The following is a 22,683-nucleotide window of genomic DNA, read 5'->3' as shown; positions in this document are numbered from 1 at the left end:
CTACGCCGTGGCCGGCCGCGCCTGTCCGCTCGGACGGCGGCGCGGGGCCTTCTCGGCCTTCGGCTCCGCCTCGACGGAGGCGGCGACCCCGGCGGGCTCGCCGCGACGCGGCACGTCCACCGGCGGAAGAGCCGACACGGGCCGTTCGCTGCTGGACAGCCACTGCGGACGCGGCGGCAGTCGCTTGATGTCGGCGAAGATCTCGGCGAGCTCGATGTGGTCGAGCGTCTCCTTCTCCAGGAGCTCCAGGGCGAGCCGATCGAGGATCTCGCGGTTGGCGTTGATCACTTCGTACGCCTCGTTGTGCGCCTGTTCGATGAGCGCACGCACCTGCCCGTCGATCTGTTCGGCGATGCGCTCGCTGAAGTCGCGGCCGTGACCCATGTCGCGGCCCATGAACACCTCGCCCGAGGAGGAACCGAGCTTGACCGGCCCGACGTCCGTGGTCATCCCGTATTCGGTGACCATCTTGCGAGCGATGCCCGTGGCCTTCTCGATGTCGTTGGAGGCGCCGGTGGTGGGGTCGTGGAAGACGACCTCCTCCGCGACGCGGCCGCCCATCGCGTAGGCCAGCTGATCCTGAAGCTCATTGCGGGTGACGGAGTACTTGTCATCCAGCGGCAGCACCATCGTGTAGCCCAGGGCCTTGCCGCGGGGCAGGATGGTGACCTTGGTCACCGGGTCGGTGTGGTTCATCGCCGCGGCGGTGAGGGCGTGGCCGCCCTCGTGGTACGCGGTGATGAGCTTCTCCTTGTCCCGCATGACGCGCGTGCGGCGCTGGGGTCCGGCGATGACGCGGTCGATGGCCTCATCGAGTGCGCGGTTGTCGATCAGCTGCGCATTCGAGCGCGCCGTCAGCAGAGCGGCCTCGTTCAACACGTTGGCCAGGTCGGCGCCGGTGAACCCCGGCGTCTTGCGGGCCACGACCTCGAGGTCGACGCTGTCGGCCAGCGGCTTGCCACGGCCGTGTACTTCGAGGATCTTCTTGCGACCCTGCAGGTCCGGAGCATCCACGCCGATCTGCCGGTCGAAGCGGCCGGGCCGCAGGAGAGCGGGGTCGAGGATGTCGGGACGGTTCGTCGCGGCGATGACGATGACGTTGACCTTGGGGTCGAAGCCGTCCATCTCGACGAGCATCTGGTTCAGCGTCTGCTCGCGCTCGTCGTGGCCGCCGCCCATCCCGGCACCGCGGTGACGCCCGACGGCGTCGATCTCGTCGATGAAGATGATCGCCGGGGAGTTCTCCTTGGCCTGGGTGAACAGGTCGCGCACGCGGCTGGCGCCGACACCCACGAACATCTCGACGAAGTCCGACCCGGAGATGGAGTAGAAGGGCACGCCCGCCTCGCCGGCGACGGCGCGCGCGAGGAGGGTCTTACCCGTTCCGGGAGGGCCGTACAGGAGGACGCCCTTCGGGATGCGGGCGCCGACGTTCTGGAACCGCACGGGGTCCTTCAGGAAGTCCTTGATCTCCTGCAGTTCCTCGATCGCCTCATCCGCGCCGGCGACGTCCTGGAACGTGACGGTCGGGCTCTCCTTGGTGACGAGCTTGGCCCGTGACTTGCCGAACTGCATGACGCGGCTTCCGCCGCCCTGGGCGCTGGAGAGCAGGAACCAGAACAGCAGACCCAGCAGGATCAGCGGGAGCATGAGCGACAGGAACCCGTCGAACCAGCTCGGTCGCGGGACCAGGTCGTTGAACCCGTCGGAGGGTTCGGCCGCGTCGATCGCGCGGACCACCTCGTCGGCACGGGCGGTGACGTAGTAGAACTGCACGTCGGTGGCGCCCTCGAAGGCCTCCGACAGCACCATGTCCACGCGCTGGTCGCCGTCGGTGTTCGTCACCTCGCTGACGGTGTCGCCGCGGAGGAGCTCGAGCCCCTGCTGCGTGGTGATCTGTCGAGCACCGTTGAGGTTGGTGATGAGGGAGAACCCGACGATCAGGAAGATCCCGATCAGGACCACATACAGGATCGGGTTGCGCGTGAGCTTCTTGAAGTCCATGGTTCGGGCGGCGCCCATGACCCTTCCATCTGAGGACCCGCCGATGAGGCGGTGGATTCAGGGTATCGCGGGCTCCCTATGCCGGGACTGTGCATTCGCCCACGGCGTACCGCGACCGGATGGCGCGAGCGCTGCGGGTCACCAGGGGACGGGTCCGTCCTCGCTGGAGAACGTGCCCGTCGGCCCGTCGGGACCGAGAAGGGCCATCTCGACCACGTGGCGGGCGCCTTCTTCCACCGTCTTCGTGCCTTGGAAGTTGTTCAGCGCCGTTGCGGTGAAGCCCGGATCGGCGACGTTCACCTTGATCGCGGTCGACTCCAGCGCGATAGCGAATCCGAGCGTCGCCGCGTGCAGCGCCGACTTCGTCGTCGGGTAGATGCCGAACAACGGCCGCTCGGGATTGTCCGGGTGGGAGTTGAGGGTGAGCGAGCTCCCCGAGCTTCCGACACTGACGATCCGCGCCGCGGGGGCTTCCCGCAGCAGCGGCAGCATCGCCTGCGTCACCGCGATCGGGCCGATGACGTTCGTCTCGAAGAACTGCCGCACCACGTCGATGGGCACCTCGGTCAGCAGCCCGGCCTTCGCCCGGTCTTCCAGGGGCATGCGGGGATCGCCGAGGAACGAGGCCCCGGCGTTGTTGACCAGCACGTCGAGCCGCCCGAACTCCGAGCGCACCCACTCCGCGGCCGCGGCGATCGACTCGGCGTCGGTCACGTCGAGTCGGACGGCATAGGCGCGGCCCGTGATCTCCTCGACCGCGGCCTGCCCTCGACCCAGGTCACGAGAGCCGACGAGGACGACGAACCCGCGCTCGGCGAGCTCCTTCGCGACCTGCAGGCCGATCCCGGTATTCGCGCCGGTGACCAGGGCGACAGGACTGCTCTCCACGGTGTTCCTCCCACGGGTCGCTCAGGGTCCCGGGTCGCTCAGGCGGCCCCGTCGAGCCAGTCTGCTGCCTGCGGGGCGAAACCGGAATCACTTTCCGTCCGCAGTTCGTGATCTTTCGTCCGAAGATGACGGTCGATCGACTCTCCGCGTGCTCGACCGTGCGGCCACTCGGGCGGGCAGGTTCAGCTGTAGACGTGCGGCGCGAGCACCGCGACATCCCGCAGGTTGCGGTAGCGCTCGGCGTAGTCCAGGCCGTAGCCGATGACGAACTCGTTCGGGATGTCGAAGCCGACGTACCGGCAATCGACGTGCACCTTCATGGCGTCGGGCTTGCGGAGGAGCGCGAGCACCTCGACCGACTCGGCGCCGCGCGAGGCGAAGTTCTCGAGGAGCCAGCTCAGCGTCAGCCCGGAGTCGATGATGTCTTCGACGATGAGGACGTGCCGGCCGTGGAGGTCGGTGTCGAGGTCTTTGCGGATCTGCACGACACCGCTCGAGCGGGTGCCGGTGCCGTAGGAGGACACGGCCATCCAGTCCATCTCGATATGCCCCGGAAGCTGTCGGGCGAAATCGGCCATCACCATGACCGCCCCCTTGAGCACGCCGACGAGGAGGAGGTTCTTGCCCTCGTAGTCGACCGCCACCTGCCCGGCGAGCTCGCTGAGCTTCTCCTGGATCTGCTCCTCGGTGAGCAGGATGTCGGTGATGTCATCCGGAATGTCGGCGGCGCGCATGTTCTCGATCCTAAGCGGATGCGCCGGCGCGGCCTGAGGCGGTGAACTCGATGGCCCCGCCCACCCGACGGGCGCGGCATCCGGGCAGGTCGATCGCGCCCTGCCCCGACCACGCCGTTGCCAGCCGCGCGACCTCGAGCGTCTGGGCACGGCTGAGGCTCTGGCCGAACTCGCTGGCCACGACGTGGCGGATGATGCGGTGCCGGAGGGCCGCGGGGTTGGCGGCGAGCGCGGCCGCCGAGATGGAGATCCCGGCTTCGGCGTGCTCGACGAGGTCTTCGATCACCTCGTCGATCATGTCGGCGAACGCCTCGGCATCTTCCCGGAGCTGCTCGGCGGTGCGGGCCAGCGCCTCGGCCACCCCTGGGCCGAGTTCCGCCTCGAACACCGGCAGCACGCGGTCGCGCACCCGCACCCGGGCGTACCGGGGGTCGGCGTTGTGCGGGTCATCCCACGGTTCGAGGCCCTCGGCCGCGCACGCCGCGCGGGTGGTCTTCCGCCGTACGGCGAGCAGGGGGCGGAGGAGGGAGACGCCGTCGAACTCGCTGACGGGGGCCATGCCTTGGAGGCTCGCCGCCCCGGATCCCCGGGCAAGGCCCAGCAACACGGTTTCGGCTTGATCGTCGAGAGTGTGCCCGACGAGGACCGCGGCGGCGCGGTGTGCCCGGGCGGCTTCGGCCAGCGCGCGGTACCTGCTGGTGCGCGCGGCCGCCTCCGGGCCGCCGGCGCCCCCCACCGTCACGCCCACGACATGCGCCTCGAGCCCCATGCTCCGCGCCGCATCCGCCGCTCGCGCTGCGACCTCGGCTGAATCGGCCTGGAGCTGGTGGTCGACGACGATCGCGACAGCGCGGAGGCCGAGCTTGGGTGCCTCGAACGCGGTGGCTGCGGCAAGGGCGAGCGAGTCCGCGCCTCCCGACAACGCCACGATGACGCCCGGGTCGGCGGCGGCCGCGGGCGGCTCGAGCGCCTCCCGCACGGCACGGCGCACCTCGGCGACGGCGGGGGCGAGCGAGGGTCGGCGGTCCACGTCCCCACGCTACCGGGGCCGCGCTCAGCCCCTCCGCCCACAGCCCCCGGGCCGTACTCAGTCCGGATCGTGGCCGCAGCGCCCCTTCACCGGCGTGTCGCGGGCGTTGCGCGATTTCATGCTGAGTACGGTCCGGGGGCGAGGACGGGCGCTGCCAGCGCGCGGCCTGGGGACGGTCAGCGGCCAGCGCGGCCTGACTACGGCCAGCGCGACCGGGGCTGTCCGGACTGAGTACGGCCAGCGGGCGACCGGGGTACGCGCGCCCGGACCGTACTCAGTCCGGATCGTGCCCGCAGCACCCCTCACCGGCGTGTCCCGGACGTCGCGCGATTTCAGACTGAGTACGGTCCGCGACCGGAGGCCGGGCGTGGCCGGGGGTGGCCGATGCGCAAGCGAAACGGCGAGCGTGGCCGATCCGCGACCGGAGATCGGGCGTGGCCAGTGCGCGCGAGGGGCCCCCATTAGGCTGGTGCGCGGCACTTCCGCTGGCCGAGCGTCAGCTAACGAAGTCTCCCCACGATTGAAGGAGCACACGTATGGGCGCGTACGACGCCGTCATCGAGATCCCGCGCGGCAGCCGCGTGAAGTACGAGGTCGACCACGGCACCGGCCGGGTCTTCCTCGACCGCATCCTCTACACGGTGTTCGGCTACCCGGCGAACTACGGCTTCTTCGAGAACACGCTCGGCGAAGATGGCGACCCGCTCGACGTGCTGGTGCTCCTGGACCGCGACCTGTACCCCGGCATCCTCGCGAAGGTGCGGCCCGTCGGGGTCCTGAAGATGAGCGATGAGGCCGGCGGCGACGACAAGGTGGTCGCGGTGCTGTCGAAGGATCCGCGCTGGGATCACATCCAGGATGTCGGCGACATCGACGAGTGGACGAAGAAGGAGATCGCGCACTTCTTCGAGCACTACAAGGATCTCGAGCCGAACAAGTGGGTCAAGGTCGATGACTGGGCGGATGCGGCGGAAGCCGAGCGTCTCGTCGGCGAAGCGTTCGCGCGCTTCCAAGAGCACGAGGGCGAGACCCGCACGCAGGGTGCCGGCGAGGCCCCGAACTCGCTCTGACCTTCACGAACATACGAGAAGCCCGGCCGCATCGGCCGGGCTTCTTCGTGTCGGAGCGGGTCAGACCCAGACGCCGCGGTCGCGGAGGAACGGCGCCGGGTTGATCGTGCCGCTGGAGGTATACACCTCGAAATGGAGGTGGCAGCCGAAGGAGTTGCCGGTCTGGCCGGTGCCGGCGATCTGCTGTCCCGCGTTCACCCACTGCCCGGAGTGGACGTAGATGCCGCCGCCGATGATGTGGCCGTAGCCGGTCGAGACGCCGTTGCCGTGATCGATCTTGATGTAGTTGCCGTAGCCGCCGTTGTATCCGGCATAGGTCACTCTTCCGGCGGAGGCTGCGAAGATCGGCGCCCAGCACCCGGCGCCGAAGTCGATGCCCAGGTGGTCTTTGGTCGAGCAGTAGCCGGGCGTGCACTGCTGGGAGCGACGGCCGTACCCGGAAGTGACGCTCGCGGAGGAGGGCCTCGCCCAGCCCGATGCGACGACCCCACCGCCACCGCCGGAACCGCCGCCACCGCCGGATCCCCCGCCACCGCCACCGCCGCCACCGCCGCCGCCGCCACCGCCGTTGTTTTTGCTGGCGGCCTGCTCGCGGGCTCGGCGCTCGGCCTCTTCGCGGGCACGGCGCTCGGCCTCTTCGCGGGCCTTGCGCTCCCGCTCCTCACGGGCCTTGCGTTCGGCTTCCACGCCGGCCTGGTAGTCGGCGACCGTCTTGGCCGTGGTGTCCCTGAGCGCGGCGAGCTGCGCCTCGAGCGTCACCTGGTTGGCCTGCTGAGCAGCGAGCGCGGCCTGGGCGGCGTCGGCGGCCTGCTGCGCCGCGACCATCTTCTCCTCGGCCACCTTCTGCAGCCGGTCGCGCTCCGCGCGCATGACCTCCGCCTGGTCGCTGAGACTCTGCGCGCTGTCACGCGCGGTCACCGCTTGGGCATAGACCGACTGGTTCCGCTCGATGAGCTTGTCCATCGTCCCCAGGCGGTTGAGCAGGTCGTCAGCGGAGGCCGCGGAGCCGGCGAAGAAGAGGTCCAGGGACGCGCTGTCCCCACCGCTGCGGTACAGCTGCGCAGCAACGCGGCCGGCCTTGTTGGCCGCATCCGTGGCCTTGGCAGACTGCGCGTCGGCTTGCGCCTGCAGTTGATCGGCGTCGTACGCGGCCTGCAGATACGCCTGTTGCGCTTCGTAGTACTCGTTCGACCGCGCGACGACCTCGGCCTGGGTTCGCTGCACGTCGGCGGCGAGCCCCTGGATCAGAGCCTGGATGCGGGTGATCTCCGCGGCCTTGGATGCCTCATTCGCGCGTGCGCGCTCGACGTCGGCCCACGACGGGTACCCCGCGCCGAAGGCGGCGGGTACGAGCGGTCCGGCTGTGGCCCCGAAGAGCCCGATGCCCACAGCGCCGAGTGCTCCGAGGGTGAGGGCACCGCGGCGGTCGACCGATGGCCAGAGCATCCGTCGTTCCCGGGGACTGGGTGCACAGTCGCACTCCTCAGTGTCGAGGCGGTCGAGCGTCACACAGCACCTTCCCTCTCCGCGGTAACTTCGACCACAGTAGCAACAGGAGTCACAAGCGCAACAGGTTCGCTGTGCCAACGCCGCGACATCCATGCTGGCCCCCCGAGCGGGGATATCCCTGCTGGACTCGCCCCCGATTGGCGGATCAGCGGGGGATTGCGTATGCTTGAGCGTCGGCAAGTGAGCACTGAGCCCGCGTGGCGAAGGGGTTCATTTCGGCCCCATCGTTTAGCGGCCTAGGACGCCGCCCTTTCACGGCGGTAGCACGGGTTCGAATCCCGTTGGGGTCACATTTCCACCGGCACAACTGAATAAGCATGGCCCTGTAGCGCAGTTGGTTAGCGTGCCGCCCTGTCACGGCGGAGGTCGCGGGTTCAAGTCCCGTCAGGGTCGCTCCGAGCGACGGGCCTTCTTTCGAGGAGGCCCTTCGTCTAGGACGTGGCAGCTTCGGATGCCACGCGGCTCTGTAGCTCAGTTGGTAGAGCGCACGACTGAAAATCGTGAGGTCACGGGATCGACGCCCGTCGGAGCCACTGGCCCTTTCTCAGGCTTCTACTGGGAAGGGGCCTTTTTCGTTGGCCGGCGCGATTCGCGGAGTGTGCCCCAGCGGGTCCGGCCGCCGCGAACTACTACGCGGCGTGCGATCGCGCGTGACCGGTAGACATTGGGACTCTGCACCGGGACTTCCGGCCCTGGGCCGATTCGGGGGTGCCGTCCAGAATCGAAGCGGGCCGGCGACTGGGGAACCGGCTTTGATGCAACAGCCGTTACGCGGCACAGATAGACCAACGGGGGACGCACGACTAGGTGCGTCCCCCGTTGGTCGCCTCACCCGCACTGACACCTGCTAGCTGTTGCTGGCCAGAAGGTTGTTGACGTTCTGACACGAGCGACCGGAAGGCGCTCAGTTCGCGGACGGTATCTGGAGGATGCTGGCGGCGGTGTCGATCCAGGCCGAGATGAATGCCGTACGTGTGAGATCGCCCGGCGTCTTCTTGATGAGGGCCTGGAGGATGGGCCACTGTGTCAGGGCACTTATTAAGATCGTTGCAGCGGCGTCCGGGTCCGGTGCGCTGACCTTTCCACTGTCCACCTGAGTTCTGATCCAGTCAGCCATCTCTGTGTAGACGTTCGCCGTCACACCATTCCAGAGTCGCTGAGCGAGTTCGGGGCGTCGATCGAGGTCACGAAGGAGCACGCGGAGCACGTTCTCGTCCGCTGTCATCGATTCGATCGTGCTTGACGCGATGATCAGCAGGGCCTCTCTGGGGTCTGCTGGCAGCTCACGGACGGTCGCGCGGCTGTTCTCGGCCAGGGATTCGAGATAGGCATCCACTCCAGCTTCGAGGACGGCCTCTTTGCTGGCGAAGTGTTTGTAGAGGGCGCCTGATCCGCCGGTCAGCCCTGCGGCGATCTGGATGTCAGCCACTGAGGTCCCGTCATAGCCGCGTTCGGCGAAGAGGTTCATGGCAGCGGCGACTAGCGCGTCTCGTCTTGTTCCCATATGGTGAGAGAGTAATCACTCTCATTTGCTTTGGCAAGGAACGGGGCATCATGCAGCAGCGAGTGCTCATCATCGTCTTGGCGGTGCTCGGCGCGGTCGCGGTCGGTTCGGGGCTGTATGCGATCATCCTCGGGCCCGCATTTATCCCGGGCGGTTCGGCGATATCCGCCAGCGTGGACAGTGAGTATCGCTTCGTCAATGTGTTCTGGCTCGCAGCGGGCGCTGCCGTATGGTGGTCGCTCTTCCGCCTGCGTGAACGAGCGACGGTGTTGCGCGCGATGCTCGTACTCGCATTCGTCGGCGGCTTCATCCGCCTCATCTCGGTATTCGTCGTGGGATGGCCCAACCCTGTCTTCATTGCCAGCATGGTCCTCGAACTCGTGATCGTTCCCATGGTCCTTTGGTGGCACGCTCACGTAGTTGGCGTCCATAAGGCCCAATGACTCCATTTGTCCATCGCAACGCACCGCTTTCCCCAGAAGGGCGTCGACGGCTGGTAGAGCGCTGCAGGACCCGTCCGATTACGCATGTTGCGGCGGAGATGGGTATCTCTCGTGCGACGGCATCGAAGTGGGTGAATCGCTACAAGCAGTTCGGTGAGATCGGCCTCATGGATCGATCGTCGACGCCGGCCCGGCAACCGACGGCGACTGCGGCGGGCATCGTGGAGCGGATCGAGGTGATGCGGCGGGAGCACAAGTGGTCGGCATCGCGGATCGTGTTCGAGCTTGACGCAGAAGGCATCCGGATCAGTCGCCGCACCGTGTCCCGGCTGCTGGCGCAGCTCGGGCTGAATCGGCGACAGTTCATCGACCCGAATGGGGAGAGCAACCGGGAACCGCAGAAGATCGTTGCGAAGTATCCCGGTCACATGATCCACATCGACGTGAAGAAGGTCGGCCACATCCCCGACGGTGGAGGCTGGCGCGTTCACGGACGCGGCAGCCCGGAAGCGAAAGCCGTGGACCGCGCCAAGAAGAGCACACGGGTTGGTTACGTCTACCTGCATTCCGCGATTGACGGGTACACGCGCTTGGCTTATACCGAAGCCCTTATGGACGAGAAGGCCACGACAGCTGTCGCGTTCCTGGGTCGAGCCCGCACTTGGTTCCGCGCGCACGGCATTGTGAAGATCGAGCGCATCGTCACCGACAACGGGGCCTGCTACCGATCCCACGCCTTCGCCGACGCCCTGAACGGGAGTCAGCACCGCCGAACTAGGCCATATACCCCCAAGCACAACGGCAAGGTCGAGCGTTACAACCGGATCCTCGCCGAGGAATTTCTCTACGCCCACACCTGGCACTCAGAACAAGAGCGGACCGACGCGGTCGGCACGTGGAACCTGCATTACAACTACCACCGACCTCACGGCGCGCACGACGGAATGCCGCCAGCATCCGTGACTCGATCACGCGTCAACAACGTCTTGGCCTCCTACAGCTAGCGCGCGTTGAATCCACCGTTGCTGTGTAGGAGTTGTCCATTGAGCCATGAGCCTTCCGGGGAGAGAAGGAACCGGACGAGGTCGGCCGTGTCCTTCGGCGTTCCGAGTCGGCCGGCCGGAGTGGCGCTGATGGCCCACGCGCGGACGTCGTCGCTCATCCATCCGGTGTCGATGGGGCCGGGGTTTACGACGTTCGCGCGAACTCCGCGCTCGGCGAGCTCGACGGCTGCCGCCGTCACGATGCGATCGAGTGCGCCTTTACTGGCGCCATAGGGGAGGTTATGGGTGGTGTGGTCGCTGGTGAGGGCCACGATGTTGCCGGTGACCTCGCCTGCAGCAGGAGCGGGCGGGAGCTGCTCGGCGAACGATTTGATCAGGAGCCAGGTGGCTCGCGCGTTGACGGCGAAGTGCCGGTCCCAGCTTTCGAGACTCGTGTCGAGGATCGAGCTGTCGACGGACTCGGCATGCGACATGACCAGGCCGGAGACGGGGCCGATCTCACGTGCGGCCTCGACGAGCTCGGCCGGGGTTTCCGGTGCGCTGAGGTCACCGGGGATGAGTTTCACGGTGACGCCGAAAGCGCGGCATTCGTCGGCCACCGCTTCTGGATCGTCGCGGCCTTGTTCCATTCCGAGGCGGTCGTCGTAGGGTCGCCAATAGTTCAGGGCGAGGTTCCAGCCGTCCTGCGCCAACCCGACCGCAAGGCCCGCGGCGATGGAGCGCCGACGCCCGACCCCCGTGATGAGGGCAACCCGCGATCCTCGGGCCATGCTCATGACGCCAATCCTATGATCGCGTCACCGGATCGCGGCGTCCGATTCGGTGGTCAAGGCGGTGTGGGGAGCGCGTACACGTTCTCCGAGATCTGCGTCGCACGTTCAGGGGCGGGTAGGCCGTCGGGCTGCGCGACGAAGTTTCCCGCTATCCCGCTGACAGCAACCCCGCCCCGACCGCCACAGCCGGCGGTCCACCCGGAGGATCCCCCGTCCAGCAAAAGACAGATGGCGCCTTGCTCCGCACCTTCGACCAACCACACCGACGTGCCGTCGTGCTCTCCGAGGTAGTGGCTCGTCGACTCCTCTACCGAGTCCAGGAATTCGCCGCCGAGGTCCGGCAGATCGTCGCGGGACGCACGCTCTCCACGCAGGTCGGCATACTCGACGCCGGACGAGGCTGCGCAACCTGCGAGGGTCAGCACCCCCACGACAGTCAGAGGAATGAATACCAGCGTTCGGACCATGCCCATGGGCAGCAGTCTCGCGCGACGTAGCCCCGCGGTCCACCTTTGCTTTGTCTTCCACGAGGACAGGTCAGTCGTCTTCTGGCCGCCTGGCCGCTCTGCGCGGGGCGCGAGAAGCGAAAGCTCTTCGAAGAGGTCGGCTTAGATAGAGCGTGTGACGACGTCGGTTACTCCGGTCTTGGCGGACCTGCCGCGCATGGTCGCGATACTGAGCCGCTGGCAGGACGATGACTGACCCGGCCACCTCCATCCCGGCGACGTGGGGTGGCACTCGATGGACGGCGCTGAGCAGACCGTTACGCACCTGCGTTTCTGGACGAGTGACGCCTCACTCGTCGCTGTCGGCATGCTCGACGGCAACGCCTTCCGGATGGCCCTCGGCCCCTGTGCGGTCGACGATGAGGGAGTCGCCGCCCGGATCGCAGGCGACCTCGCAGACCCCGCAACGGGGGTGATCACGTCGAGCGAGACCGTGGTCGAAGCTCGCGGCGCTCGCGCGCTGCAGACCCGGCTTCGATGCAGGGGGTGGGTTGATGACGAGCCCTGGACCGCACTGCGCAGGGACCTCAGCGGACTCGTGGAGCCGCCTCGGTCGAGCGCGGCGGGCCTCCGAGTGGAAAGCGTCGGGCCCGAGAAGGCGGACGTCTGGATCGGCGTGCACTGGTCGGCCTTCAAAGGAACACCACGGCCGGTGCGGTTATGAGGCCCCTTTGAGGAACTGGTCGACCGCCGTGATGGTGAGGTCGTCGAGTCGTTCCGCTTCGATCGCCCCGGTGTTGACGAGTGTGGAGATCCCGTTGATGGTGGCATACAGAATGAGTCCGATTTTCTCGGGCTCCCCCTCACCGAGCACCCCCTCGGCCAGACCCTGACGAATGAGGTTCAGCAGCGGCGCGTACGCCTCCTCGGCGGAGCGCGGGACCTCTGATGCGTCCTGACGGTTCTTGCTCGCGTTCATCAGTTCCAGCAAGGCGGCGTTCTCTGTGGCGAAGTGAGCAAATGCGGATGCGGCGCGACGCACTCGCGTGGCGAGTTCTGCGTCCTCGTCGGCGACGGCGTCGCGGATCCGGTCGCCGAGCCGCGCATAGCCCGCCTCGGCCAGGGCGTCGAGCATGTCCTGTCTCTCCGGGAAGTGCCGGCGCGGGGCTGCATGGCTGACCCCCACCTCTCTGGCAAGGTCGCGCAGCGACAGGTCGGCGACGCCATGAGTGCGGACACTGCGTTCTGCCGCTTCGAGCAGGGCGGCTCGAAGGTCGCCGTGGTGGTATCGGCGCTGACCCGGACCCCCGCTCATGCTCAGCAGCCTACCGAGGCAAAGTTGACGTTGACAACATGTGTAGCCAGCGCCTACATTGTGCCGCGGGAGGACGAAACGATGACACTGCTGAAGCACGAGTTGATCGCCATCTCGGGGGCCTCCACCGGCATCGGAGCGGCAACCGCTCGCACGCTTGCCTCCCGCGGATATCACGTGCTCGCCGGCGTTCGTAGCGACACGGAGGCGGACGCGATCCGCGACGACCGCATCGAGCCGGTCACGCTGGACATCACCATCCCCCGACACGTTGCGGCCCTCGCCGCCCGGATCGCCGACGATCGCCATCAGCGTCCGCTGCGGGCGCTGATCAACAACGCCGGGATCGAGATCAACGCCCCCGTCGAGGTGCTCCCTCTTGACATCTGGCGGGAGCACTTCGAAGTCAACGTCTTCGGACACATCGCTGTCATCCAGGCGTTGCTACCGGCCCTACGGCGCAGCCGGGGCCGGGTGGTCAACATCAGCTCCGTCGGCGCGGAGGCCACCCTCCCCATCTACGGCGCTTACGCCGGCAGCAAAGCCGCCTTCGAATCCGCCAGCGACGCCCTGCGTCGGGAGGTGTCGTCCCAAGGTATCCAGGTCGTCATCGTCCAGTCCGGGGGCGTGAAGACACCGATGGCGGACAAGAGCGGCCCGCTCTCCCTGCAACTCGCCGAGAGGATGGGTCCAGACCACACCGACCTCTACGGCGAGTTAATCTCCTCGACCGTGAAGTTTCAGTCCTCATTTCTCGAGCGCGCGATCACTGCCGAGAAGGCGGCCGCCAAGATCGCGAGAATCGCGACGACCATACGCCCCCGAACCAGGTACAGCCTGGGACCGGACGCTGCGTTCACGCTCCCGCTCAACCGCATCCTGCCCGACCGGCTGATGGACCGGGTCTTCTCCCGCTGAGCGACCGGGCTCGGGCGCCGCGGAGTCGCATGACCCGCGCGGCACCCGCCCGCGTCAGCGAGTCGCGTTCGCCTTGAAGTACGCGTTCGAGGCGGGGAGGTACATGAGGATGGTGGACACCACGACGGCGCCCAGGCCCACCCACTGCACCCAGCTGTTGGTCGCCGACCCGCTCACAGTGCCGCCGATCTGCAGCACGGCGAGAACGGTGAGCACGATGCGCGCCCAGTTTCGGCCGGCGCGCATCTTGAACAGGACGATCAACTCCGCAATCGCAATGACGAGCGCGACGACGGCGATGATGACGCCCTCGACCCCAGCCTCGCCGGCGACCACCAGGAGGAGGACGGAGCCGACGATGCCGAGGAGCACGGTCAGGAGCCAGAGAACGAATGCGACGGTGACGGTGGTCGGTGGAGCGGGGCGGGTGCTGGTGCTGGTGCTGGTGCTCATGGACAACGTCCTTCGTGTCTGGGGGACAATTTCCCAAATGCTAGCTCGCGGCGACGGTGGGAGGGCGGAAGTGGCATCTTGTTACGTCACCAACCAGCACGACGCTGCAGCGCGGCAACGGCCTGGGCAGGCGCGAGACCTGCGATGTCGACGGACAGTTCGTGAGCGCGGAGAGGCTCATGGTCGGAGGTCACGAGCCGCACGAACGTGACCTCGGACGCGGGTAAGGCCGCGCGCGCTGCAGAAGGATCGACCCCGAGCGGTGCGGTCACCACGATCCTGCCTGCCCCCACGCCCGTGAAGGCGGCACACAGGCGCGCCAGGTTCGCGAGCCCGACGGCGCCCCGGATATTCCAGGCGAAGGAGAGCTGCGCGAGATCCGCGAATCCGGCCCGCCGACCCGCGTCCCACTCCTGCTTCGCTATTTCCCAGCCGACCCGGGATGCGCCCGCGAGCCGCGGGCCGGTGATCCAGAGCAGCCGTGCAGAGGGGGCGGATGCCTGGGACGGAACTGCGTCGCCGCGGCCGGGCCCGCTCCCCGCGGCATCCGGGTGCCACGTCGCCCGCACGTCGTCCACGGTTTCCGCCTCCGAACGGTGCTCCGTATCGACGCGCTCCCACCCCGGATGCACTCGCTCGGCCTCCGCAGTGCCGGCAGCGAGGAACTGCGCGACCTGTTCCTCCCCGAGCCTCCGCGCGGCCAAGCGTTCGCGTCGGGTCTCCTCGGATGCATCGAGCCAAAGGGAGTGCACCCGGATCCCGTGGATCCCCGGCGGCGGAGCATCCGGAAAGGCGACGCCGGAGACGATCAACCGATCCGCGCCCGCCCGCACGAACTCCCTGGCGACACCGGCGAGGGCCCGCTCCTTGAGGCCCCACCGATCCGGATCGTCCTCCGGCGGCGGATAGCACATGCCCAGCTGGTCGATATCGACGTAACCGGACGCCACGCCCTCCGCGGCGAGCCGCTGCGCGATCGCCCACGCCGTCGTCGACTTGCCGACGCCGGCCCCACCTGCCAGGCGCAAGAGGTCCATCGGGTGCAGCTTAACGAGGAGCACGACGTGCGCCGCGACGACCCCCAGGCCGGAAGGCCACCCGCTGGGGGACGGACGCCACGCGACTCAGGCCCGGAGAAGTTCTTTCTTTCGGCGGTCACCGCGGTGACCTCAGCCGAGGACCTCCGGCACCTTCATGCTCTCGCCGTGCAGGTGCTCGGCGAGGAACGCGAACACCGTCTCGTACCAGACCACGGCGTGCTGCGGCTTGAGCACCCAGTGGTTCTCGTCGGGGAAGTACAGGAAGCGGTGCACGATCGTGCCGTCGTCCGCGGCGAAATGCTCGTTCAGTTCCGACCACAGCCGAAGCCCCTCGCCGACCGGCACCCGGTAGTCGCGGTCGCCGTGAATCGCGAGCAGCGGTGTGCGGATGTCGCGGACGAACCGGTGCGGCGAGTTCTCGACCATCGCCTCGGGCGTGAAGATCCGTTGCCAATACGCCGACGAGTCGGTGGTGGCGGCGAACTGGTCCAGCGCCCACAGGCCCGCGTGCGTGACGATCGCCCGGAACCGGTCGGTGTGCCCGGCCACCCAGTTCGCCATATAGCCGCCGAACGAGCCGCCCAGAGCGGCCGTCTTCGTCTCGTCGATGTCATCCCGCGCCACCACGGCGTCGGTGATCGTCATCAGGTCGGTATAGGGCTTGCCGCCCCAGTCGTTCCAGCCGCGGGCGATGAAGTCGAGGCCGTATCCCGTCGACAGGGCGGGGTCGGGGAGCAGCACCGCATAGCCGCGGGCGACCGCGAGCTGCGGGTTCCACCGCCAGCTCCACGCGTTCCAGCTGTAGACCGGACCACCGTGGACCCACAACAGGAGCGGGGCCGGCGCCGTCGGCGAGGCACCGGCGGGAAGGAGCAGCCAGCCGCGTACACGTGCGCCATCGGCAGCTGTCGTGTCCACCTCCGTCATGGTCGCTGCGGAGTCGGGCAGCGCGGCGGGCGAGGCGAGGGCGGTCGCGACCCCGTCGCGGGTGACGCGCACGGGGTGGGGTGGGGCCATCCAGGATGACCGCAGCGCGATGAGATCGCCGGTTCCCCGGTCGATCCCGACGTGCGTGTAGGCGAATTCGTCGCGCGTGATCTGCTCGGCAGGGCCGCCGTCGAGCGGCACCCGGAATATGGGCCCGCGCCCATCCTGATCGGCGGTGACGATGAGCGCGCGGTCGTCCGCGTCGAAGGCCACCGAGCTCGGCCAGCGGTCCCATCCCCCCGCAAGGCGGCGGGGGTTCGATCCGTCGAGCTCCGACACCCAGAGCTCCTGGTCGGCCGGACCCTCGGGCGAACCGAAGCCGGACCGCACATACGCCAGGGTCTCGCCGTCGTGGCTGATCGCGGGCGACTCGAAGTACGTGCTCCGCTCATCGAAAAGCGTCGTGCGCTTTCCGGTGGCGGTGTCTATCGCGACGAGGATGCGGCGAGCGTCGCGCCCTTCGGGGATCTGCAGCGACGCGACCAGCGTGGCGCCGTCGGGCGTCAGCGCGGCTCCGGCGATGTCGGCGGTGCGCCCGGGCTGTGGGGTCAGGTCGCGCGGACGCGGTAGCGCGCGGGGGTACGGCTTTGCCGCATCCTTCTCCTCCTCCTCGACCGCCTCCGACTCCTCCGCGACCGCCCCGATCGTGTCGGCGAGTGCGTCGAGGTCGAGGGCGAGGAGGTGCGGTTCGTCCGGGCCGAGATCGTGGTCCCAGAACCGCACGGGGTAGCTCGAATGCAGGATCGCCGAGACCTCGCGCTTCTTGCGTTCGGCGCGGAGCCGCGCGTCGTCTTCGACCGTGTCGGCGGAGGGCAGCAGGTCGGCCGACAGGACGAGGCGCGGGGATGCCTCGGCCACGGCCGCGATGGCACCCACACCGCCGGCGAGCCGCGTGATCGGTCGCGCTTCGCCGCCGCCCGCCGGCAGCAACCAGAGCTGGCCGGACTCCTCGTCGTCGTCAGCCTCGGAATCCGGCCGCGCACTGACGAAGAGCACATCCCCGGCGGCGGTGAACGCGGCGCCGGACTCCCCCTTCGCCGAGCGCGTGAGGCGCCGTGGAGCGCCCGTACCGTCGGAGGGCACCTCCCACAGCGAGCGCTCGTACGCCGTCCGGTCTTTGGTGAGGGTGGCGACGGTGAGGACCACGCGCCGGCCGTCGGGCGAGAGCGCCAGCGCCTCGATGCGGGGAAGCGAGACGTACTCGTTGAGGGAGCCGAAGGGTGTGGGGGGCATGCCATTCACGCTAACCGCTTCCGCGGGCGGCGCGTGGTTCGGCGAAGGCGGGTGGCGCTGCCCGTGGGATGGGGCGCGGCGGCGTCACGGTTCAGCCGGTGACCCACCGCGCGGGAGGTGGGTCAGGGCGCGACGACCCGGAGCGTGCACTGCCTTGCTCCGGGGCTCTTCATGGCGGCGGGCGCCGCGGCGTACTTGGTGTCGATCACGCGGTCGATGGAGCGCTGCACCGGGTCATCCGCGGCCACCGGCTCCAGCGCGACGCGTTCGGTCGGCAGATCGAGTGCGGCGTCGCGGTCTCGCGCGGCGATCATCCCGTCGCCGAGGACGAACTCGACCTCGCGTCCGGAAATCGCGCGCCGATACCACCAGGACGACCTCCCGTACTCCGACCGCACGTAGGGGACACCGTCGACCACCATCGCCAAGATGGGGGTGGCTATTCGGGTGCCGTCGGCGCGGCGGGTGATGACGGCGACCACGCGGGTCTGGTCGAGAACGCGCACGAGGTCGTCGAAGGCCATGCACCGAGGGTACTCGGCGCGGCGGCCGCTCAGCGTAGGACGGAGCTCAGGAGCAGGCTCGTCTCGCTGTTGACCACGCCGTCGGTCGACCGGATGCGGCCGAGCACCTGATCGAAGCGGGCGAGGCTGTCGACCTGCAGCTCGGCAACCAGGTCCCATCCCCCGTTCGTGGTGTGCAGCGCCGTGATCTCAGGAAACCCGCGGAGGCGCCGGATGACGGCATCCGTGGTGCGCCCCTCCACCTCGATGAGCGACATCGCGCGGATCTGATCCACCGCGACCTCGTCGCGCACCCGGACGCTGAAGCCGACGATCGCGCCCGAGGAGACCAGGCGGGCGAGCCGGCTGTTCGCCGTCGCCCGCGCGATACCGAGACGCCGCGCGATGTCCGACGCGCGCGACGCGTTGACCACGGCGCAGCGCCGCACCATCGAGAAGAGCGCCCGGATCGTCGCGGTGCCCGTTCCCACGATCGAACTCGCCGGCGGGTCGGTCCGCTGCATGATCGCCGGCGTGCACCTAGATCGGCGGCCCCGCCCTCCGCGCGACGGTCAGGGGCATCGACCGGGCCGTGAGAGCGACCCACAGAGCGCTTCGGTCATCGGGAGAATCGTGTCGGGGGATCATGCGGCGGAACGGAATTGAGACGCGGATGGCCTTCATGCCAAGCTCAGCATGTACGCGTTTCGGACAAGGGAGTTGTCATGCGTTGGAAGACCCGTTTCGCCGCCACTGTCGTCGCCGTCGCCACCCTCGCGGGAGGAACGCTGGTCACCGCAGCGCCCGCCGTTGCCGCCACCTCTCATCGGGTCGCGATCGACGGCATGGCAACGAAGGCGGATTGCCAGTACGTCCAGAACACCTGGCGCGCGCACATCATCCGCAAGGGCGGGAAGATCTACGGCGGCGAGGGATGCCTCTACGGCGGCGCAGCGCGGAAGTGGCTCTTCAGCATCAGCTACACCCTCTGACGTCACCCGCAGGCGGCCGTCATTCTTTGGGCCGGGTCGCCTGACCGTCGAGCCAGAGCCGATCGCTCGGGTCGCTGTGCGACCCGCCGCTTCCGACGTGCTTCGCCGCGATCCGGTCGCCCTTGGTGATGACCTGGACCAGCGCCATGCCGTGACCACGTCCGAGGTCGAAGTCGTCCTTGAGCCACTCCAGGATCGGACCGGCTTTGGTATCGGGGCCGAAGCCGCGTTGCCCGGCCAGCTCGATGAACTGCCGCGGCGTCAGGCCGGTCTTGGTTTCGATGGTGTCGAGGTACGCCTGGAACGACGTGGCGGCTCCCTGGGTTGAGTTCGGGCGTTGGGTGCACGATACGCGTGCCCCCCGACGCTCGACAGCCCCCGGTTCGTCAGAGTGCGGCGGCCTTCGCCCGCAGTACGGCGCTCTGCTGCGCGTTGGCGGCCCGTTGCGCCGCGCTGAGCAGCTCCGCGCGTGCCTCCTCCGTGCGGCCGAGGCGCAGAAGCAGCTCCCCGCGCACGCTCGGCAGGAGGTGGGAGCCCTGCAGGGCGGGGGCGTCGGCGAGCGCGTCGACCATCGGCAACGCCGCATCCGCCCCCGAGGCCATCGACACGGCGACGGCGCGGTTCAGCTCGACCACCGGGCTCGGGGCCAGTCGTCCGAGCGCCTCGTACAGGAGCACGATGCGCTCCCAGTCCGTGTCGTCGACGCTCGGCGCCGTGGCGTGGCACTGGGCGATGGCCGCCTGCAGGGCATACGGCCCACGGCCACGGCCGAGGGCATCCGCGCGCCCCAGCGCGGCGCTCCCACGGACGATCTGCCCCCGGTCCCATCGCGTGCGGTCCTGATCGGCCAGCAGCACGGGCGAACCGTCCGAGGCGATCCGCGCGCCGAAGCGGGATGCCTGGAACTCCATGAGCGCGACCAGTGCGTGGGCTTCCGGTTCGCGGGGCGCGAGCGCGGCGAGAACGCGTCCGAGGCGCAGCGCCTCGTGGGCGAGGTCGGTGCGGATCCACCGGTCGCCGGCGGTCGCGGCATACCCCTCGGTGAACATGAGGTACACCACCGCGAGCACCCCGGCGAGCCGCTGCGCCCACTCGCTCGGCTCAGGCGTCTCGAACGGTGCGTGCGCGGCAGCCAGCGTCTTCTTGGCCCGCGTGATGCGCGCCTGCACGGTCGGCACGGGCACCAGCAGCATCCGCGCGATCTCCTGCGTCGACAGACCGCTCACCACGCGCAGGGTGAGGGCGATCTGCGACTCGCGGGACAGCACCGGATGACACGCGATGAACACCAGTCGGAGCACGTCGTCGTCGATCGGCTCCCCGTCGTCGTCGGTTGCCTCCTCGAGCTGGGACGCGAGGGCCCGGTGCCGGTCGTCCAGCGCAGCGCGCCGCCGCCAGTGATCGATCGCGCGCCGCTTGGCGACCGTCGTCAGCCAGGCACCCGCGTTTCGCGGAACGCCGGTCTCGGGCCATTTCTCGAGCGCCTCCACCACCGCCTCCTGCGCGAGATCCTCCGCGAGGCCGACGTCGCCGGTCGCCTTCGCGAGCGTGGCGACGATGCGCGCGCTCTCGATACGCCAGACGCCGTCGACCGTGCGGCGGATGTCGTCGCTCATGGCCGCTTCGCTGCGGCTTCCTCCTCGGCGCGCCATCCCTTCTCCTTCTGGACGTACTCGTTGTCGGAGTAGTCCGCGAAGTCCGACTCGTCGGTGACGCGGCGCACCTCGATCTTGTTACCGGCGCCGAGGGGTGCACGGCTCGCCCACTCGATGGCCTCCTCCTTCGTGGCGGTCTGGATGATCCAGAAGCCGTTGAACAGCTCGTGGGTCTCGCCGTAAGGGCCGTCGGTAACCACGGGCGCTTCGCCGGTGAACTCCACCACCGACCCCTCCGCGGCATCCGTAAGCCCCTCGCCTCCGAGGAGGATGCCCGCTTTGATCATCGACTCGTTGTATGCCCCCATGGCGTTGAGGACCGCCTCGACGTCCATGTCTTCATAGTTCTCGGCGGATCCGCTGTTGCGCATGATCAGCATGTACTTGGCCATGAGATGCTCCTTCGGTCTCGGGGCTCGGATCGCCCCTCTACTATCGCGTCGAACGGCGCCGGGCGAAATCGACATCGACGCGAGACCGGGATGCTGTGGGGCCCCGCCCGGCGCGACTACGCAGCGCTGTGGGGCGCGGCGACGTCGATACTCCAGGTCACTCCGAAACGGTCGGTGAGCATGCCGAAGCCGGGGCTCCATGCGGATGCGGCCAACTGCTCGACGATCGAGGCTCCCACGGCGAGCGCATTCCAGTAGACCTGGACCTCGTCGAGGCTCTCTCCGCGCACGGAGAGGAAGAACGGCTGTTCGGTGATCGTGACGCTGTTCTCGCGGCGGGTCGAGCCCGCGTGGGTCGCGGCGCTGTCGGACGCGCCAGGGATGTCGTACGCCATGACCCGGAAGCCGTCGGCGCTGGAGACCTGACCGAAGACGACGTTGCTCGCGCCCGGCGCCTCGGGGGGCATGCCGACCTCGGCGTAGGTGGCGATCGTTACTTCGCCGCCGAAGACGGTCCGGTAGAACTCCAAAGCCGCGCGGGCTTCGCCGTGGAAGTTGAGGTGGGGGGTGGTCTGAATGCTCATGTTCGCTCCTGGTGTGACGGTGCCGGGGCGTCTCCCTGACAGCATCCACGCTTCCGGGTGTATAGGTCAGCTTCGGTCCTACACTCGAATTAGCATCGTGGAATGACGACGACCACGTCCCGGCTGCTTCAGCTGCTCTCGCTGCTGCAGACCAGGCGCGACTGGCCGGGCACGGTGCTCGCGGAGCGACTGGAGATCAGCCCCCGGACGGTTCGCCGCGACGTCGACCGGCTCCGCGAGATGGGCTACCGCATCCAGTCGACGATGGGGCCGGAGGGCGGCTATCGCCTCGACGCCGGCAGCGAGCTGCCTCCCCTGCTCTTCGACGACGACCAGGTCGTCGCGCTGGCCCTCGCCCTGCAGACGGCGACGGTCACCGGCGTGGGTATCGAGGAAGCGGCGCTGCGGGCGTTGACCACGGTGCGGCAGGTGATGCCCTCGCGTCTTCGCCATCGCCTCAGCGTTCTCGAGTTCACCGCGATGCCCGCCGGCGTGGGCGAAGCCGGGCGCGACACGGTGTCGCCGGAGGTGCTTCTCGCGATCTCCGCCGCTGCGCGGTCCTGCGAGGTGCTGCGCTTCGACTACGCGCGCCGGGATGCCCCCGATCCCCGCGGCACCACCGGTGACAGCGCGGAGGCGGTTCCACCGCGCCGGGTGGAACCGCACCACCTCGTCACGTCCTCGGGTCGTTGGTACCTCGTCGCGTGGGATCTCGAGCGCACTGACTGGCGCATCTTCCGCGCCGACCGCATCGCTCCGCGTACCCCCACCGGCCCGCGGTTCACGCCGCGACGCATACCGGGTGGCGACGTGGCCGCGTACGTGGGCGCCCGCTTCAAGGGTTCCGACCTGCGTAACCGCTGGCCCTGCTCCGGGAAGGTCATCCTGCACCTCCCCGCGTCGGACGTGGTCCCGTTCGCCGGCGACGGGATCGTGGAGGACCTCGGGCCCCACCGCTGCAGTCTCGAAGCCGGTTCCTGGTCGTGGGCGGCGCTTGCCGCATCCCTCCTCCGGTTCGACGCCGATATCGACGTCGTCGGGCCGCCCGAACTCACCGCCGCGTTCGCGCGGCTCGCCACGCGGAACGCGCGAACCGCGAGCACGGGGCCCGAGGGGCAGCCCGCCGCCAACGGATGACCTGCACACCGCGCCCCGCTCGTCAAGCCGCTCCAGCGGCACGCGTGCAGGGCGTATCCCGGAATGAGG

The 22,683-nt window shown here is 68.7% G+C and carries 26 protein-coding genes and 3 tRNA genes; 11 read left to right on the top strand and 18 right to left on the bottom strand.

What is annotated here, in order from left to right; translation table 11 throughout:
* The 4 genes from ftsH to tilS all read right to left on the bottom strand — a co-directional run bounded on the left by ftsH (position 1) and on the right by tilS (position 4,656).
* On the bottom strand, positions 1-2,004 hold the full coding sequence (ftsH, locus tag AC2DGY_RS12890) for an ATP-dependent zinc metalloprotease FtsH (protein ID WP_484510613.1): 2,004 nt from the start codon (positions 2,002-2,004) through the stop codon (positions 1-3).
* A 138-nt stretch (positions 2,005-2,142) separates the two neighbouring features.
* Positions 2,143-2,892 (bottom strand): SDR family NAD(P)-dependent oxidoreductase, encoded by a 750-nt coding sequence (locus AC2DGY_RS12885; protein ID WP_484510150.1) that lies wholly within the window; start codon positions 2,890-2,892, stop codon positions 2,143-2,145.
* A 182-nt stretch (positions 2,893-3,074) separates the two neighbouring features.
* The gene (gene hpt / locus AC2DGY_RS12880; protein ID WP_484510149.1) at positions 3,075-3,626 is read right to left on the bottom strand and encodes a hypoxanthine phosphoribosyltransferase; all 552 of its coding nucleotides are present in this window, start codon (positions 3,624-3,626) and stop codon (positions 3,075-3,077) included.
* A 10-nt stretch (positions 3,627-3,636) separates the two neighbouring features.
* Positions 3,637-4,656, bottom strand: coding sequence for a tRNA lysidine(34) synthetase TilS (gene tilS, locus AC2DGY_RS12875; RefSeq protein ID WP_484510148.1), 1,020 nt, complete (start codon positions 4,654-4,656; stop codon positions 3,637-3,639).
* A 536-nt stretch (positions 4,657-5,192) separates the two neighbouring features.
* On the opposite strand from tilS, the gene AC2DGY_RS12870 reads away from it, so the two are divergent.
* A complete protein-coding gene (locus AC2DGY_RS12870) occupies positions 5,193-5,726 on the top strand; it encodes an inorganic diphosphatase (RefSeq protein WP_484510147.1) in 534 nt (177 codons plus the stop codon).
* Between the two features lie 60 nt (positions 5,727-5,786).
* Here the strand turns inward: AC2DGY_RS12870 and AC2DGY_RS12865 are convergent, their stop codons facing one another.
* Positions 5,787-7,172, bottom strand: a complete 1,386-nt coding sequence (locus AC2DGY_RS12865; protein WP_484510146.1) for a peptidoglycan DD-metalloendopeptidase family protein — start codon at positions 7,170-7,172, stop codon at positions 5,787-5,789.
* 280 nt (positions 7,173-7,452) lie between these two features.
* On the opposite strand from AC2DGY_RS12865, the gene AC2DGY_RS12860 reads away from it, so the two are divergent.
* The 3 genes from AC2DGY_RS12860 (at position 7,453) to AC2DGY_RS12850 (ending at position 7,768) form a co-directional block, all read left to right on the top strand.
* Positions 7,453-7,525: transfer RNA gene (locus AC2DGY_RS12860), tRNA-Glu, on the top strand.
* Between the two features lie 29 nt (positions 7,526-7,554).
* Positions 7,555-7,628 (top strand) — tRNA-Asp (locus tag AC2DGY_RS12855).
* Positions 7,629-7,695: 67 nt separating this feature from the next.
* A tRNA-Phe gene (locus AC2DGY_RS12850) sits at positions 7,696-7,768 on the top strand.
* A 371-nt stretch (positions 7,769-8,139) separates the two neighbouring features.
* On the opposite strand, the gene AC2DGY_RS12845 is transcribed toward AC2DGY_RS12850, so the two are convergent.
* Positions 8,140-8,739, bottom strand: coding sequence for a TetR/AcrR family transcriptional regulator (locus AC2DGY_RS12845; RefSeq protein WP_484510145.1), 600 nt, complete (start codon positions 8,737-8,739; stop codon positions 8,140-8,142).
* Positions 8,740-8,789: 50 nt separating this feature from the next.
* Between AC2DGY_RS12845 and AC2DGY_RS12840 the strand changes: the two genes are divergently transcribed.
* Both AC2DGY_RS12840 and AC2DGY_RS12835 read left to right on the top strand, forming a co-directional pair.
* A complete protein-coding gene (locus AC2DGY_RS12840) occupies positions 8,790-9,182 on the top strand; it encodes a DUF4345 domain-containing protein (RefSeq protein ID WP_484510144.1) in 393 nt (130 codons plus the stop codon).
* Complete coding sequence (locus tag AC2DGY_RS12835; protein ID WP_484510143.1) at positions 9,179-10,186, top strand: IS481 family transposase; 1,008 nt, start codon at positions 9,179-9,181, stop codon at positions 10,184-10,186. Before AC2DGY_RS12840 ends, AC2DGY_RS12835 begins: the two co-directional genes overlap by 4 nt.
* Here AC2DGY_RS12835 and AC2DGY_RS12830 read toward each other — a convergent pair.
* Together AC2DGY_RS12830 and AC2DGY_RS12825 are read right to left on the bottom strand one after the other, a co-directional pair.
* The gene (locus AC2DGY_RS12830; RefSeq protein ID WP_484510612.1) at positions 10,183-10,956 is read right to left on the bottom strand and encodes an SDR family oxidoreductase; all 774 of its coding nucleotides are present in this window, start codon (positions 10,954-10,956) and stop codon (positions 10,183-10,185) included. The genes AC2DGY_RS12835 and AC2DGY_RS12830 overlap by 4 nt on opposite strands.
* A gap of 56 nt (positions 10,957-11,012) precedes the next feature.
* Positions 11,013-11,432: a hypothetical protein gene (locus tag AC2DGY_RS12825; protein ID WP_484510142.1), complete on the bottom strand. Its 420-nt coding sequence runs from the start codon at positions 11,430-11,432 to the stop codon at positions 11,013-11,015.
* Between the two features lie 268 nt (positions 11,433-11,700).
* Between AC2DGY_RS12825 and AC2DGY_RS12820 the strand changes: the two genes are divergently transcribed.
* Positions 11,701-12,129: a hypothetical protein gene (locus AC2DGY_RS12820; RefSeq protein ID WP_484510141.1), complete on the top strand. Its 429-nt coding sequence runs from the start codon at positions 11,701-11,703 to the stop codon at positions 12,127-12,129.
* On the opposite strand, the gene AC2DGY_RS12815 is transcribed toward AC2DGY_RS12820, so the two are convergent.
* Positions 12,124-12,612, bottom strand: coding sequence for a TetR/AcrR family transcriptional regulator (locus tag AC2DGY_RS12815; protein WP_484510611.1), 489 nt, complete (start codon positions 12,610-12,612; stop codon positions 12,124-12,126). The genes AC2DGY_RS12820 and AC2DGY_RS12815 overlap by 6 nt on opposite strands.
* On the opposite strand from AC2DGY_RS12815, the gene AC2DGY_RS12810 reads away from it, so the two are divergent.
* Positions 12,577-13,638, top strand: a complete 1,062-nt coding sequence (locus tag AC2DGY_RS12810; RefSeq protein ID WP_484510140.1) for an SDR family NAD(P)-dependent oxidoreductase — start codon at positions 12,577-12,579, stop codon at positions 13,636-13,638. The two genes, AC2DGY_RS12815 and AC2DGY_RS12810, sit on opposite strands and share 36 nt — an antisense overlap.
* Before the next feature lie 54 nt (positions 13,639-13,692).
* Here AC2DGY_RS12810 and AC2DGY_RS12805 read toward each other — a convergent pair whose 3' ends face one another.
* The 5 genes from AC2DGY_RS12805 to AC2DGY_RS12785 form a co-directional block, all read right to left on the bottom strand.
* Positions 13,693-14,091 carry a hypothetical protein gene (locus AC2DGY_RS12805; RefSeq protein ID WP_484510139.1) on the bottom strand — a complete coding sequence of 133 codons (399 nt, stop codon included), beginning with the start codon at positions 14,089-14,091 and terminating at the stop codon, positions 13,693-13,695.
* 86 nt (positions 14,092-14,177) lie between these two features.
* On the bottom strand, positions 14,178-15,128 hold the full coding sequence (locus AC2DGY_RS12800) for an AAA family ATPase (protein WP_484510138.1): 951 nt from the start codon (positions 15,126-15,128) through the stop codon (positions 14,178-14,180).
* Between the two features lie 132 nt (positions 15,129-15,260).
* Positions 15,261-17,351 carry a S9 family peptidase gene (locus tag AC2DGY_RS12795; RefSeq protein WP_484510137.1) on the bottom strand — a complete coding sequence of 697 codons (2,091 nt, stop codon included), beginning with the start codon at positions 17,349-17,351 and terminating at the stop codon, positions 15,261-15,263.
* 122 nt (positions 17,352-17,473) lie between these two features.
* Positions 17,474-17,875 carry a DUF2255 family protein gene (locus AC2DGY_RS12790; protein ID WP_484510136.1) on the bottom strand — a complete coding sequence of 134 codons (402 nt, stop codon included), beginning with the start codon at positions 17,873-17,875 and terminating at the stop codon, positions 17,474-17,476.
* Between the two features lie 29 nt (positions 17,876-17,904).
* Complete coding sequence (locus AC2DGY_RS12785) at positions 17,905-18,378, bottom strand: Lrp/AsnC family transcriptional regulator (protein ID WP_484510135.1); 474 nt, start codon at positions 18,376-18,378, stop codon at positions 17,905-17,907.
* Here AC2DGY_RS12785 and AC2DGY_RS12780 point away from each other — a divergent pair.
* Together AC2DGY_RS12780 and AC2DGY_RS12775 are read left to right on the top strand one after the other, a co-directional pair.
* Entirely contained in the window at positions 18,260-18,520 is a 261-nt protein-coding gene (locus AC2DGY_RS12780) for an arginine deiminase-related protein (RefSeq protein ID WP_484510134.1), read from the top strand. The two genes, AC2DGY_RS12785 and AC2DGY_RS12780, sit on opposite strands and share 119 nt — an antisense overlap.
* A gap of 59 nt (positions 18,521-18,579) precedes the next feature.
* Positions 18,580-18,846: a hypothetical protein gene (locus AC2DGY_RS12775; RefSeq protein ID WP_484510133.1), complete on the top strand. Its 267-nt coding sequence runs from the start codon at positions 18,580-18,582 to the stop codon at positions 18,844-18,846.
* Between the two features lie 19 nt (positions 18,847-18,865).
* Here AC2DGY_RS12775 and AC2DGY_RS12770 read toward each other — a convergent pair whose 3' ends face one another.
* From AC2DGY_RS12770 to AC2DGY_RS12755, 4 genes are all read right to left on the bottom strand, one after another.
* Positions 18,866-19,129, bottom strand: coding sequence for a DUF4287 domain-containing protein (locus tag AC2DGY_RS12770; protein WP_484510610.1), 264 nt, complete (start codon positions 19,127-19,129; stop codon positions 18,866-18,868).
* Between the two features lie 103 nt (positions 19,130-19,232).
* Positions 19,233-20,498 carry an RNA polymerase sigma factor gene (locus AC2DGY_RS12765; RefSeq protein WP_484510132.1) on the bottom strand — a complete coding sequence of 422 codons (1,266 nt, stop codon included), beginning with the start codon at positions 20,496-20,498 and terminating at the stop codon, positions 19,233-19,235.
* Positions 20,459-20,893, bottom strand: a complete 435-nt coding sequence (locus AC2DGY_RS12760; RefSeq protein WP_484510131.1) for a YciI family protein — start codon at positions 20,891-20,893, stop codon at positions 20,459-20,461. The genes AC2DGY_RS12765 and AC2DGY_RS12760 overlap by 40 nt, the downstream gene beginning before the upstream one ends.
* 116 nt (positions 20,894-21,009) lie before the next feature.
* Positions 21,010-21,477 carry a VOC family protein gene (locus tag AC2DGY_RS12755; RefSeq protein ID WP_484510130.1) on the bottom strand — a complete coding sequence of 156 codons (468 nt, stop codon included), beginning with the start codon at positions 21,475-21,477 and terminating at the stop codon, positions 21,010-21,012.
* Positions 21,478-21,579: 102 nt separating this feature from the next.
* Between AC2DGY_RS12755 and AC2DGY_RS12750 the strand changes: the two genes are divergently transcribed.
* On the top strand, positions 21,580-22,614 hold the full coding sequence (locus AC2DGY_RS12750) for a helix-turn-helix transcriptional regulator (protein WP_484510129.1): 1,035 nt from the start codon (positions 21,580-21,582) through the stop codon (positions 22,612-22,614).
* The last annotated feature ends 69 nt before the right edge of the window (positions 22,615-22,683 follow it).

This window comes from Microbacterium sp. Z6_144, assembly GCF_057197625.1.
Note: the sequence above shows the minus strand (reverse complement) of the source record. Positions and strands in the feature narration are given on the sequence as shown.